13 protein-coding genes and 1 other RNA gene are annotated in these 12,155 nt (G+C 65.6%); 4 read left to right on the forward strand and 10 right to left on the reverse strand.

Annotated elements, in window-relative coordinates; all coding sequences use genetic code 11:
* Nucleotides 1-9 precede the first annotated feature (9 nt).
* Complete coding sequence (gene era / locus ACOGJC_RS01165; protein WP_419848282.1) at nucleotides 10-930, reverse strand: GTPase Era; 921 nt, start codon at nucleotides 928-930, stop codon at nucleotides 10-12.
* Between the two features lie 80 nt (nucleotides 931-1,010).
* On the opposite strand from era, the gene smpB reads away from it, so the two are divergent.
* The 4 genes from smpB (at nucleotide 1,011) to ACOGJC_RS01185 (ending at nucleotide 4,006) form a co-directional block, all read left to right on the forward strand.
* The gene (gene smpB / locus ACOGJC_RS01170) at nucleotides 1,011-1,526 is read left to right on the forward strand and encodes an SsrA-binding protein SmpB (protein WP_419846679.1); all 516 of its coding nucleotides are present in this window, start codon (nucleotides 1,011-1,013) and stop codon (nucleotides 1,524-1,526) included.
* A gap of 40 nt (nucleotides 1,527-1,566) precedes the next feature.
* Nucleotides 1,567-1,954, forward strand: a transfer-messenger RNA (tmRNA) gene (ssrA, locus tag ACOGJC_RS01175).
* 77 nt (nucleotides 1,955-2,031) lie between these two features.
* Nucleotides 2,032-2,568 (forward strand): fibronectin type III domain-containing protein, encoded by a 537-nt coding sequence (locus tag ACOGJC_RS01180; protein WP_419846680.1) that lies wholly within the window; start codon nucleotides 2,032-2,034, stop codon nucleotides 2,566-2,568.
* A gap of 133 nt (nucleotides 2,569-2,701) precedes the next feature.
* The gene (locus ACOGJC_RS01185) at nucleotides 2,702-4,006 is read left to right on the forward strand and encodes a cadherin-like beta sandwich domain-containing protein (protein WP_419846681.1); all 1,305 of its coding nucleotides are present in this window, start codon (nucleotides 2,702-2,704) and stop codon (nucleotides 4,004-4,006) included.
* 48 nt (nucleotides 4,007-4,054) lie between these two features.
* Here ACOGJC_RS01185 and ACOGJC_RS01190 read toward each other — a convergent pair whose 3' ends face one another.
* From ACOGJC_RS01190 to ACOGJC_RS01230, 9 genes are all read right to left on the reverse strand, one after another.
* Nucleotides 4,055-5,674 (reverse strand): class I adenylate-forming enzyme family protein, encoded by a 1,620-nt coding sequence (locus ACOGJC_RS01190; protein WP_419846682.1) that lies wholly within the window; start codon nucleotides 5,672-5,674, stop codon nucleotides 4,055-4,057.
* Between the two features lie 15 nt (nucleotides 5,675-5,689).
* Nucleotides 5,690-7,108 carry an amidase gene (locus ACOGJC_RS01195; RefSeq protein ID WP_419846683.1) on the reverse strand — a complete coding sequence of 473 codons (1,419 nt, stop codon included), beginning with the start codon at nucleotides 7,106-7,108 and terminating at the stop codon, nucleotides 5,690-5,692.
* Complete coding sequence (locus tag ACOGJC_RS01200) at nucleotides 7,105-7,344, reverse strand: hypothetical protein (RefSeq protein WP_419846684.1); 240 nt, start codon at nucleotides 7,342-7,344, stop codon at nucleotides 7,105-7,107. The genes ACOGJC_RS01195 and ACOGJC_RS01200 overlap by 4 nt, the downstream gene beginning before the upstream one ends.
* On the reverse strand, nucleotides 7,337-7,789 hold the full coding sequence (locus ACOGJC_RS01205) for a nitrile hydratase accessory protein (RefSeq protein WP_419846685.1): 453 nt from the start codon (nucleotides 7,787-7,789) through the stop codon (nucleotides 7,337-7,339). Before ACOGJC_RS01205 ends, ACOGJC_RS01200 begins: the two co-directional genes overlap by 8 nt.
* 11 nt (nucleotides 7,790-7,800) lie before the next feature.
* A complete protein-coding gene (gene nthA, locus ACOGJC_RS01210; protein ID WP_419846686.1) occupies nucleotides 7,801-8,424 on the reverse strand; it encodes a nitrile hydratase subunit alpha in 624 nt (207 codons plus the stop codon).
* 64 nt (nucleotides 8,425-8,488) lie between these two features.
* On the reverse strand, nucleotides 8,489-9,163 hold the full coding sequence (gene nthB, locus ACOGJC_RS01215) for a nitrile hydratase subunit beta (protein WP_419846687.1): 675 nt from the start codon (nucleotides 9,161-9,163) through the stop codon (nucleotides 8,489-8,491).
* Between the two features lie 106 nt (nucleotides 9,164-9,269).
* Nucleotides 9,270-10,691: an ABC transporter substrate-binding protein gene (locus tag ACOGJC_RS01220; protein WP_419846688.1), complete on the reverse strand. Its 1,422-nt coding sequence runs from the start codon at nucleotides 10,689-10,691 to the stop codon at nucleotides 9,270-9,272.
* Nucleotides 10,688-11,044: an ArsR/SmtB family transcription factor gene (locus tag ACOGJC_RS01225; protein ID WP_419846689.1), complete on the reverse strand. Its 357-nt coding sequence runs from the start codon at nucleotides 11,042-11,044 to the stop codon at nucleotides 10,688-10,690. The genes ACOGJC_RS01220 and ACOGJC_RS01225 overlap by 4 nt, the downstream gene beginning before the upstream one ends.
* Nucleotides 11,045-11,115: 71 nt before the next feature.
* Nucleotides 11,116-12,150, reverse strand: coding sequence for an ABC transporter permease (locus ACOGJC_RS01230; protein ID WP_419846690.1), 1,035 nt, complete (start codon nucleotides 12,148-12,150; stop codon nucleotides 11,116-11,118).
* Nucleotides 12,151-12,155 lie beyond the last annotated feature (5 nt).

The following is a 12,155-nucleotide window of genomic DNA, read 5'->3' on the forward strand; positions in this document are numbered from 1 at the left end:
GATCGAGGCCTAAAGATCGAGGCCAGCCTGAGACCTCGGTCCGTAGCCGAAGCGGTCGAGCATTTCGGGGCGGCGCTGCCAGTTCTTCTCCACGCCCACGCGAAGCTCGAGAAACACTCCTTCGGGAAGCTGGGCCCGGGCGGCGGTGCCCACCTGTTTGAGCACCGTGCCCTTCTTGCCGATCACCATGGGCTTCTGCGACTCCCGCTCCACCAGGATCTCCACCTTGATGCGGGGCCACTCCCACTCGGTCACCGCCACGGTGATGGAGTGGGGCAGTTCCTCACGGGTCACAGCCAAGAGCTGTTCGCGCACCAACTCGGCCACCCAGCGGGCCTCGGGCATGTCGCGCACCATGTCGACCGGGTACAGCGGCGGACCGGGGGGCATGAGCTCGCACAGCCGGTCGACCAGGGCGTCTACTCCGTTGCCAGTACGGGCCGAAGTGGGGAAGTACTCGGCAAAACCCAGCTCGCCGGCCGCGGCCAACTGGGCCACTACCTTCGACCGAGGAGCGGCGTCGATCTTGGTCACCACCACGATGGAGTCGGGGCCGAGCCGCTCAGCGATGAACCGGTCTCCCCGGCCAAGCGGCCGGGTGGCGTCGATGCACAAGCACACCACGTCAACATCGTCGGCCGCTTCGACCGCGGTGGCATTCAGCCGCTCGCCCAACGCCGTTTTGGGCTTATGGATGCCGGGGGTGTCCACGAACACCACCTGCACCCCGTCGCGGTGCAGCACACCGCGTACCGCGTGGCGAGTGGTCTGAGCCTTGTCGGACACAATGGCCACTTTGGTGCCCACGATGGCGTTGGCCAGGGTGGACTTGCCCGAGTTGGGGCGGCCCAAAAGCGTCACGAACCCCGAACGGAAGCCCTCCCACAGATTCTGACCGCCGGAGTCGCCGACATCTTGGGGCGTCGACATATCTCCCTGGTCGGCCATTGTGCCCACACTACCCGTCAATTGCCGCCGCCCATCCCCCATCGGCGGGGTACTTTGAGCCAATGGCCGGGCCGAAGCCGGGATCGAATAGCGAGCAGGAGCGCACCAAGGTGGTGGCCACGAACCGCCGCGCCCGGCGGGACTACGAGATCCTCGACGAGTACGAGGCCGGCATGGTGCTGGTGGGCTCGGAGGTGAAGTCGCTGCGGGAATCCAACGTGACGCTCACCGAGTCATACGCCCGCATTGCCGACGGCGAGCTGTGGCTCCAGTCGCTGCACATCGCCCCGTACTCCCATGCCGGGGGGGCGTCAGGTCACGACCCCGACCGCCCCAAGAAACTGCTTCTTCACCGCGGCGAGCTCAACCGCATCAAGGCCCGCCTGGAGCAGGACCGCCTAACCGTGGTTCCCCTGTCGCTGTACTTCAAGCAAGGCCGAGCCAAAGTGCTGCTCGGGCTGGCCCGGGGCCGCCGCCGAGCCGACAAACGCCAAGTCATCGCCGAACAAGACGCCCGCCGGGAGGCTCGCCGCGAAATGGGCCGAGCCGCCAAATGCAGGGGAACGCCGTCAGGGTGAGCCGGTATCATGGCAGGGCACCTTGACAAGAAGTGCACACGGGGCTGATCGGTTTCGACGTTGGGACCGGGGGCTGCGCTGTGCGACCCGAGTTGCTCAGACTCGCAAAACGGGGCAACCAAATAACCGACACCAAAAGTGTCCCTCTCGCAGCCTGATCCATCAGGTCTAGAGAGTCATCGCGACCGGTAACGGCACGCGGGGCCGGTCCATCGCAGCCCGGCAACAGAAGCGGTGGAGACAGTAGGGACAGACCACTGACGGCGGGAAAGACCGCTGACTCCGGGAAACAGACCCGGTGGCGGGCCCCCTAGCGGGGTCACCCGACCCAGCGACGCGGCTGCCATCGACGCCGCACACCGGGAATGGTCGTATCACAGTCAGACACCGCCCAGCGGACGGGGGTTCGATTCCCCCCAGCTCCACTTTGGGGGCCCACTCCGCAACGCCCGGCCTCACCGGTTACGAAGTGCGGGGCCGGGCCGGGCTGCCCGGCCTTGAGTCCATGGCCCGGTCGGAACCGGCCCGACCCTGCTCGGTGTCGCCGGCATCGCACATCTTCACCGCCGACAACTGGAACATGGTGGCGACCTTCACCGTGACCGGCGAATCCGACGACGACACCCAAGACGAGAGCGTCGCCGTCTCGCACCGCATCACCCGCTCCGGCGCGGACTACGAAAACGTGCTGGTGAGCACGGTGCGGGTTGAAGTGACCGACACCACCACGCCGCCAATGCAGCGCAGCGCGATCGAGCTGCCCGGCCCGCCGACGGAGATGAGCCTGTCATCGAGCGCCTCGGGCGAGGTGACGGTGAGCTGGCAGCCCCCCACGACGGGAGGTGACCCGGACCGCTACATCGTGCATCTGCGCCCCCAGCACGGTGGCAAGGGCAAGACCAAGACGCCGAAAGCGAAGAAGACAGCGGTGACCTACAGCGGGCTCACTCCCGGCGAGACCTACAGGGTGTGGGTCCGGGCCCGCAATGAGGCCGGCAAGGGAGAGCGCGTCCACGCCACCATCACACTGCCTCTGCCCTAACCCCAATAGCCGGACCCCGCCCGGATCCCGCTAGCTAGCTATCCGTCTTTTGATATGGCAAGAAATATTATTCATCTGCTAATCACATCAATACTGTGCCGATTCGCGATTGTTCACTTATAGAATGCCCGCGATGCGATACATGGCTTCGACCTCATCCAAGCACGGGCTCCCCTCTCCAGTGAAGGGAGCCCGCTCTTGGCTGGCCCTGCTGTTGGCCGCCGCCCTACTGGCAGTTGGGGCGGCCATTCCGTCCGCCGCCGCGCAGGGCACGTCCGACGACGCCGACCTCGCCGGGCTGACCCTGGTCAGGCCCTCTACCCTGCACAGCCTGCTGAGCGATGACGCCACCGACAGGCTGATGCGCCAAAAGGCGGTGCAGCCTCCGCTGGCGGTGTCGCTCAACGAGGCCTTCTCCTCTGAGACCACCGCGTACACGGTGAATGTGCGAGATCACGTCCGCCAGGTGCTCGTGACCCCCGCCCTCAGCGACTCCAACGCCACTGTGACCGTGAACGGCGGCGACCCCGCCACTCCGGTGAGCCTGTCTGCCGGCGAGAACGTCATCGACGTCGTGGTGACCGCGCAGGACGCGGTGACGACCAAGACCTACACGGTGACGGTGACACAGACGCCATACCCGTTGCTGCGCGGCGACCTGACCGGCCTGACGGTTACCGACGGCAACGGCAACCAGGTGCCGATGGTGCCGTCCGCAAGCCACGTGCCCCACTTCGCCCTCCATCGGGTACCCGACTTCTACTCCTGGATCTCCACATATTCGATATGGGTGCCGTCCGATGTGGAAACAGTGACGGTCACGCCCACTTGGGATGCAAGCTCGGACTATTGGATAGAGGTGCGGGCCGCCACCGACTTCGAGCATCCGACCCGCCACAACAGACTGACCGCCCCCAACACCAGGGTCGATGCGTCCGGCCAGACCAGCACGGCCATCCCCCTCGCTGAGAACCTTGCCAAGAGGACTGAGATCTGGCTCGGTGTCCATGTTGACGGAGGGGTTCACCTCTACTTCTTGAACGTGCTGCGAGGCACCAGGCTGGAGGAGCATTGCCACCTGCGACCCGATTCCTCCCTATGCCCCCAAGAGGAGGAGGTTCCGGCCTTCTACGCCTCTGAGAGCGATGACTCCGAAACGCCGCCAGGTCCGGTACAGGACCTCGAGCTCACGGTCAAGGACAATCGCATCATCGCGACGTGGAATGCCCCGGCCAGCGGCGGCGCGCCCTCCGGCTACCAGGTGAAGATCGAAGACAGCGAAGGGGAGAAGGCGAAGAAAACCAAGCGGACCGGCGCCAACAAATTCAAAGCCGTCTACCGCAACCTAGAACGCGGCGAGACATACCAGGTAAGTGTGCGCGCCCGAAACGAGTGGGGCAATAGCGCCTGGACCACTTCTCAGACCACCGTGGAATAGGGCAGGCTCGCACCAAGTCGTGCTCACCCAAATACGGGGCTCTCTGGTTCAGCCTTCAGGCGCGGCAGTGCTTCGGCGGCGGAACTGGGCGTCCCGGTATTTGCTCAGCTCTTCGGCCAGCTGGTCTTTGAGGCTGAGGCGCTTGGCCTTGCCGGTGACGGTGAAGGGCACGTCGTCGCCGAACAGCACGACTTTGGGGCAGTAGGCGAAGTCGAGCCGTTCGGCGCAGAAGTCGAGGACCTCTTGTTCGGTCACGGGGCTGGATTGCACGATGTAGGCGGCGATCTCCTCGCCGTAGTAGCGGTTCTCGAACGGGACGGCCAGACCGAACTGGACCGCCGGGTGGGAGTTGAGCACCTCGTCAACCTGGAACGGGGAGATGTTGATGCCGCCGCGGATGATCAGCTCCTTGATGCGCCCTGAGATGAAGAAGTACGGGGTGCCGTCGTCGGCCCGCTGCCAGAAGCCCTCGTCGCCCGAGTGGAACCAGCCTCCCTCGAAGGCGCTGGCGGTGGCCTCTGGTCGCCCGGCGTATCCGCCCATCACCGTGGCCCCCCGGATGACGATCTCTCCCCGCTCCCCCGCCAGGCACTCCTGGCCGTTGGTGTCCTGAATCTGCACCTCCACGTGGGGTATGGCGCAGCCGATGCTCGGGAACCCATGGTCGACATACCAGGACCGGCGATCACCGTTGGACATGGAGGGCATCATGGTTGACACCGCAGTCACCTCAGAGAGCCCGTACAGATGGCGGACTGGGATGGCGAAGGCTTCTTCGAAGGCCACGACGGTTTCGGTCATGAGTGGCCCCGCACCGCAGAACACCTCTTGGAAACAGGCCGGTGCCGGACCGCGGCCCTCGCCGAGGAGGAACTCCAGCAGGGTCGGGACCAGGCTGGACACCGTGGCCCCCTCTGCCTCGGCATCGGACCAGAACCGATCAGAGCGGAAGCGATCGCACAGAACGGCCGAGCCGCCCACATACCAGGCTTGAAGGCACGACACGACCAGTCCGTTGACGTGGTGGATGGGGAGCACCACGATGACCCGGGTGTCGGCGTCCCACCCGGTTGCCCGGCTCAGGGCATCGCAATCGACGATCAGGTTGCCGGTGCTCAGCTCAACGCCCTTCGGCTCACCGGTCGTGCCGCTGGTGTAGACCCGAAGCGCCGGAGTCTCCCACCCGCTTCCGGTGCCGGGAAGGCTCATGGGGGCAGCCCCCACCTCGGCGAACGGGACAGTCGGGACGCCGGCAGCCTCGCGCAACTGGTCGGCTCGGGCGGCCTCAGAGGGGCCGTGGATAAGGATCTGGGCCCGGGCGTGGTTAAGGATGAAGGCTCGGCGCTCGGACGTCTCGTGCGCGTTCAACGGCAGGTACACCCACCCGTGTGTCCAGCATGCGAACGCCACCGCCAAAGCGTCGGCGGCGTTGCCGGCGAGCGCCGAGACCGGCTCGCCCGGCTGGACTCCCCGCTCGGCCAGTCCGGCCGCGGTTCGCGCCACCTGGGTAAGCCACTCCGCCCGAGTCCACTGGCGGCGAGTCCCGCTGGCGTGGTCGATCTCGGTCAGGTAGGGAGCGTCGGGACGGTCGATCGCCGGGCCCGCGAAGAACTCGCCAAACGAACTCCATTCCGGCTGCCAGTCGTCGACCGGATGTGATGGGCTCATGGCGGCGTAGGACCGCTAGGCAGCGAGCACCGGAGGATGTTGGCGGTGATGATCAGTAACTGACTGGATTGCGGCCGCACACCGCAACAGCGTCGCCTCGGCGAACGGGCGCCCGATGAGCTGCACGCCCACGGGCATACGATCCTGGTCGAAACCGCCCGGAACCGAAACGGCGGGAAGCCCGGTGAGCGACGGAAGCCCGGTGAACTGCATGATCGCCGACAGCATGTCCTCGTCCTCGCCGTCGATGTTGACCAGCGTGTCTCCCAGGGGTGTGGCCGTAAACGGAAGGGTCGGACACACGATCACATCCACTTCGCCGTAGGCCGCCAGCATCTGCTGGCGCAACAGCGCCCGATAGCGCTGGGCCTGGACGTAGTGGACAGCGGGAATCAACTCCCCGACTTGGAGCAACAGCCGGACATCGTCGGCATAGTCATCGCGGTTGGCCCGCAGCGAGCGCTGGTGATACGTGCTGGGCTCGACGGACTCAACCGTGAGCTGAGCGGAGATGTTGCCCTCGATATCGGGGATGGACACCTCCCTCACCACGGCGCCGAGATCTTGGAGCACGTCGACGGCCTCGCGAACCGCCTTTTCAACGGCAGCCTGCATGTGGTGGAGCGAGTAGCCCTCGATCAGCCCGACTCGCAGGCCGCTGACCCCGCCATCGAGGGCGCCGGCATAGTCGTCAACACCGACATCGGCCGAACCAGGATCGCGGGGATCGTAGCCGGCCAGCGCACCGAGCAAGAGCGCGCAGTCACGGGCGCTGCGAGCCATTGGCCCAACGGTGTCCATGCTCCAGGCCAGCGGAATGACGCCCGCGTTGGAAACCCGGCCGATGGTCGGCCGCACGCCGGTTATCCCGTTGAGCGCGGAGGGCAGCCGGACCGATCCGCCGGTGTCGGTGCCCAAGGCGCCGAAGCAAGCCCCCGACGCCACCGCCACACCGGAGCCCCCACTGGAGCCGCCGGGCATCCGCTCTTGGTTCCAGGGGTTCTTCACAAATCCGAAAGTGACGTTGGCCGAGGTGCCTCCCCAGGCGAATTCGTGAAGGTTGGTCTTGCCGATGATGATGGCCCCGGCCGAACGCAGGCGCTCCACCACCGTGGCATCGCTGGTGGAGATGTTGTGTTTGAGAACTGCACTGCCGGCGGTGGTCAGCTTGCCGGCCACGTTGATGTTGTCCTTCAGGGCGATAGGCATGCCGTGGAGCGGTCCGATCCGGTAGCCGGCCCGGATCATGGCGGCCGACGCCTCGGCAACCTCAAGGGCATCTTCGAACACCGAGATGTAGGCATTGGTGTCGGAGATGGCGGCCGCCTGGTCGAGGCATGCCCCCACCAGATCGACCGGCGACACCTCGCCAGCAGCCACGCGCCACGCGGCCGTATGGAGCTCCATGGTCAGAAGCTCGCTGCGGGCCGTCATCCCTTTGCCCCTGCCAACTCGTGGGGGGCCATCCCGGTTGTGGTGTTGAACGTGGAGGCCGGCATCAGCTCCTGAACCGACTGCATGCGGGTGCTGAGAGCGACGGCGGCAGGCATCCAGGCGCTGAGCAGCTCGGCCACCTCCACAGCGTCGGCGTCGGTGAGCGGGAGGTCGATCAGCGCGGCGGTTGCCTGGACGTCCTCCACGGTGAGCTGGGAACTTCGCATGTCACTCAAGGGGTCTCCCCTCGCCCGCCCGAGACGGGACGATGGCCACCGGCTCGCGCGCCGGTGGGTGGTGGTGAGTATTGGCGGGCGTCGCCAGCACCTCGGCGGTGCGCCGGTCGAGCTCTTCGGCGTCGAGCATGCCCTTGTCGCCCAGGAGCTTCTCCAGAGCCTCCATCCACCGGTCGTAGTAACTCCAGCCAGTAGTCGAGTCGTTGTCCGACTCCCAGGCTTGGACCGAGCGGATCAGCTCCCCCTGGAACTCCCGCCAGTCGAAGGCTCCATCGTCAGCCATGGCGGTGGCGATGGCGAAGGCCCTGATCTCCCAGGCATGGTTGAACGCCACGTCCCCAGACCGGCGGGGGATCTCCTCGTTGTAGGGCAGTTCGTCGACAAGGCGCTCCAGCCTCTCCCGAACCTCGGGAGGGATCACCTCGTTCATAGGGGGCAGGGTCACACCGATGGCCTTTACTCCGGAGAGGTGGCGTCGGTGAGCCCGAGCAGGGAATCACGGGTGACCAGGGCGGCGAGCTCCTCCTCGCTCCAACCCTCGGTGCCCTCCGGCCGCCGGGGCAGCACCCAGTAGCGGAGCTCGGCGCTGGAGTCCCACACCTTGACCTCCACGTCATCGCCGGGATCGAACCCGAACTCAGCCATCACACCGCGGGGGTCCCGCACGGCACGGGACCGGTAGGCGGGGTACTTGTACCAGTTGGGGGGAAGCCCGAGGACCGGCCACGGATAGCACGAGCACAGCGTGCACACCACGACGTTGTGCACGTCTTCGGTGTTCTCAAGAACGATCATCTCCTCGCCCTGGATGCCCCCGATGTCGATCTCGCGGCACGCCGCGGTGCCGTCAGCCAACAACAACAGCTTGAACTCGGGGTCGACCCAGGCTCGGGCGGTGGCCCTGGCGCCGAGATGCGGCCCGAGCTCGTTCTCGAACACCGAAGACATGTAGTCGATGGCGTCGCTGGCGATGAGGTCTTTCTCCACCAGGATCGACTCCATTGCCTTGACCCGAGCAGCAATCTCCTCGTCGCTGCGGGGGAAGGTTCCCGATACTGGGTGTGGACCTTGCGTTGTCATTTGGGCCTCCTATCGTGGTGACGGGGTTGGCGGTGACGAACAGTGCGAGCCGGCCTGAGGTCGCTCAGGCCGGAAGAAGATACGGCTCCCACAGATCGATGTAGACGGTCGAGTTGGCACCCTCATCGCCCCACAGCTCCTCGCCGGAGAACTCGACGGTGTACACGTATTCTGAGCCCTCGCCCTCGCCCATGGCGTTGGTGTCGGGATATACGTAGGAGCCGTGGACGGTGGCGATGGACCCGGTGCGGCCCCGGACGTAGGCGGGCCGCCGGGTGTGACCCAAAGACGGGCCGTCGATCACCGTCACCCGGTCGCCGGTGGCGAACTTGGCGGGCTGGTCATTGGGCCGGTGGTAGTCGTCTCCCGAGGCGATCAGCCCCTTCAGCGTCTCGACCATCTCCGGCTTGCTGCTGGGGGGTAGCTCCTCGTCGGGGTTTTCGAGGTAGTACTGGGTGCGGCGCTCAAGCTCATCGGCGTCGAAGACGCCCCTTTCCACGCCGTAATGGATCATTGAATCGATCCAGTGCTCGTAGTACCGCGCCGTGATGTAGTCGTGCGGGGGGATCTGCTCCATTCCGTGGCGGAATTCGTCGAGGTTGAAGGCGCCGGCCATGGCCATGGCCGGGAAGAAAACCAAGACAGACTTCTCCCAGTCGGAGTGGAAGATGGGCTCGTCATCGGGATGAAGAACCGGGCCGAAGCCATGCCGGCCCCCGAGGTCGTGAATACCGTCCATATCAAGCGCCTCCTCTTCCTAGAGCTTCGACCCTAGACCGCGCCCCCGAACGTGTCAATCAGCATCGACCTATAGACCTGACGGCCAGACAGCAGATAGCGGCCTGCTACGCCACCACCTCGTCGAGCACTCTGATCACGTCTTCTTCTGCTCGGGCGAGGTACAGCCGCTGGGTGGCCATGTTGCGCTGGCCGACGCTGTCCCGGTCGGATTTGCGGGTTCGCCAATCGGCGGCCAGTTGGCTGGGAGTGGCGTCGGGGTGGAGGGCAGCGAGCTCGAGGTATTGCCTGATGGCCTCATACACGTTGGTGGACAGCGACGAGAGCGGCGGCGCCCAGGGCCCGAAATGCTCGCGATAAGCATGTAATAGCTCGCTGTTGCCCGGACTCGTCACACTCTGGAAGTAGTTGAGGGCGGTCCAGATGCCATTGCCCGCCGCCGGGCCGACATGCTCCAGCGTGCACTCGTCCATCACCAACGACACGTGGTTGGCCAGGTCGCGCAGCCCGGCCTCATGGGCCTGCTGCTGGAAGGCAACCTCATCGGCGCCCACCAGCGACGACATCACCACATCGGCACCCGAGGCGCGGATGCTGTCGATGATGGGGGCAAACTCCCGGGTCCCCAGCGGGGTGAAGCGCTGGGCCACCACCCGGCTGCCCGACGCGTCGAGGATCTTGGCTGCCGCCCGATGCGCTCCGAACGACCAGCTGTACTGCTGGCCCACCAGGAACCAGCGATTCCCGCCGGTCTCGCGCTCCACGATTCGCGACAAGGCGCTCATCTGGGCTTCGGGGCGCTCGCCAAACCGGATCACCTTTCGGGCCTCCATGCCGCCCTCGTTGATCACCGGATGCACCATGAGCACGTCGTGGGCTTCGGCGGCTTCGGTGGCGGCCGCGAAGCTGGCCGAGGTGACGCAGGCGAAGATGGCCTGGCAGCCGGCTTCGATGAGCCTGATGGTCTCCCGGCGGGCTTGGAGGTGATCGGTCGAGTCGTCGGCGATGAGGAGGTCAACCGGACGATGATCCACTCCCCCGCTGGTGTTGACCTGTTCGACAGCGAGCTGGGCCATGTACTCCGCAGCCATCGAGTACACCGCCCCCGACCCCGACTTGCTGGTCAACAGGCCGATCCGACGAGCCCCGGTCGGTGCGGGCGAAGGCAGCGATGCCCCCCGGTGGCGGGCGAGCCATTCGATGCCCTCCGACGGCACCTGCGCCCGGAACCGCACCCGGGTCTGCGCCGCGCCGGTCCGCTCGAACTTGATGCGAAGCTGCCCCCGCCAAGGCTGGTCCTGTTCGATAACGATCTCGCGCCCGGGGAGTACAACCCGCAGCCGGCCCAGCACCTGGGCATCGCAGCCGCCGGGCAAATCGATGGCCACCGCGTAGCCCGGCGCGACCCGGTGACACCGAGCCCGGAACATCCACCCCGCGTCGTCCCGCCTGCCGAAGCGCTCGAATGCCTCTGCTGGCGTCAGATTGACGTCAGCCTCACTCGACAGGGTGACGGTCGCGGAAGTCACCCCACTGCCAATTTCTCCTCGAATGGGTCGCGGGGCTCAGCGGTCGAGGCCGAAGCGCTCAACTCGTCTGCTGCCTGCGTCATGATCCGCTGAAGGAAATCGAGCGCTTCGCGCACCGAACCGTCAGCGTCCAACCGAACATAGCGATAGCGCCCAACCTTGCGTTCCTGGACCACTCCAGAGGTGCGGAGCACCCGCAAATGCGATGACACCGTTGTCCGTCCGACGGAGTCGATCCGCTCGGTGATCTCCGACACGGTGCACTCGCCGTGCTCGCTCAAAATGGCCAGGATCTGCCGCCGAACTCCGTCCGACAGGGCATCAAAAGCAAGACTCTCAGTAGATGGACGCACCATGAGATCCTACACCTCGACTCTTCTCTCTGAGCACATCAATGTGCTGCGCCGAACCATAAAACACCCGCTCACTTCACCAAATTCTGCATGCGGCCCCGGTCGATCGTGACCAGCACGGCGAGGATCACGACGAGGCCCCGGAGGATTTCCTGGGTGAAGATCGACACCCCCGTCACGTTCAGGCCGTTGCTCAGAACAGTCAACAACGCCACCCCCAGAAGTGTCCGAGGCATGCCCCCCACTCCCCCGGTAAGGGCGGTGCCCCCGATCACTATGGCCGCGATCGCGTCGAGCAAGAATGACTCGCCCATTCTCGGAGTGGCCGATCCAAGTTGCAGCAGCAGAATCGCCCCGCCGAAACCAGCGGTAGCTCCCGACACGATGAAGGCCAGCGTCTTGTAGCGGCGGACGGGCACCCCGCTCAGCGCGGCTACTGGTTCACCGGCACCGATGGCCACCAGATACCGCCCAAAGCGGGTGTAGCGGTTGATGAACACCAGCAGTACCCACACAATGATCGCGGCCAGGAAGGTGTTGGGGACATCGGGGATCAGCTCTCCCCGGGCGAGCCACTCGAAAGGCAGCTCGTCCACAAAGACGGCCCTGCCCGACAGAATGTGCAGAGCGATCCCGGTGAAGATCGAGAGCGTTCCCAGGGTCACGATGAACGATGGAAGCCTCAGCGCAATCGAGCAGAATGCGTTGAACCCGCCGAGGGCCATTCCAACGAAGATGGTGAGGATAAACCCGGCCGTACCCCATCCGTGATCGGAGATCAAGACGGCGGCCGCGGCCGCGGACAGGGTAGCGATGGCTCCGACCGACAGGTCGATTGATCCCATCAGTACCACGAGTGTTGCCCCCAGCGAGATCATCAACAGTGGACCGGCCTGGGTGAGCATCACATTGAGGTTGGTGATGGAGATAAAGCGCGACTCGAAGGCGGTGAACAAGCCGATCAGTACCGGCAGCACCAGCACGGGCACCAGCGGCCGCCCCCACCGCTGAATGAACTCCACCACATCGAAGAAGACTTCGACAGGGCGGGCCGCGGCCTGTTCGGAAGCGGCTGGCTCGGGGCCCGGAGTCTCGTTGTCTGCCATCCGGC

It is taken from the genome of Candidatus Poriferisocius sp. (genome assembly GCF_965204015.1).
GTDB lineage: Bacteria > Actinomycetota > Acidimicrobiia > Acidimicrobiales > Bin134 > Poriferisocius.

Coding starts and splice junctions, on each gene's coding strand:
- era (WP_419848282.1), bottom strand. CDS start 930: ATGTCGACGCCCCAAGATGTCGGCGACTCCGGCGGTCAGAATCTGTGG.
- smpB (WP_419846679.1), top strand. CDS start 1,011: ATGGCCGGGCCGAAGCCGGGATCGAATAGCGAGCAGGAGCGCACCAAG.
- ACOGJC_RS01180 (WP_419846680.1), top strand. CDS start 2,032: ATGGCCCGGTCGGAACCGGCCCGACCCTGCTCGGTGTCGCCGGCATCG.
- ACOGJC_RS01185 (WP_419846681.1), top strand. CDS start 2,702: ATGCGATACATGGCTTCGACCTCATCCAAGCACGGGCTCCCCTCTCCA.
- ACOGJC_RS01190 (WP_419846682.1), bottom strand. CDS start 5,674: ATGAGCCCATCACATCCGGTCGACGACTGGCAGCCGGAATGGAGTTCG.
- ACOGJC_RS01195 (WP_419846683.1), bottom strand. CDS start 7,108: ATGACGGCCCGCAGCGAGCTTCTGACCATGGAGCTCCATACGGCCGCG.
- nthA (WP_419846686.1), bottom strand. CDS start 8,424: ATGACAACGCAAGGTCCACACCCAGTATCGGGAACCTTCCCCCGCAGC.
- nthB (WP_419846687.1), bottom strand. CDS start 9,163: ATGGACGGTATTCACGACCTCGGGGGCCGGCATGGCTTCGGCCCGGTT.
- ACOGJC_RS01230 (WP_419846690.1), bottom strand. CDS start 12,150: ATGGCAGACAACGAGACTCCGGGCCCCGAGCCAGCCGCTTCCGAACAG.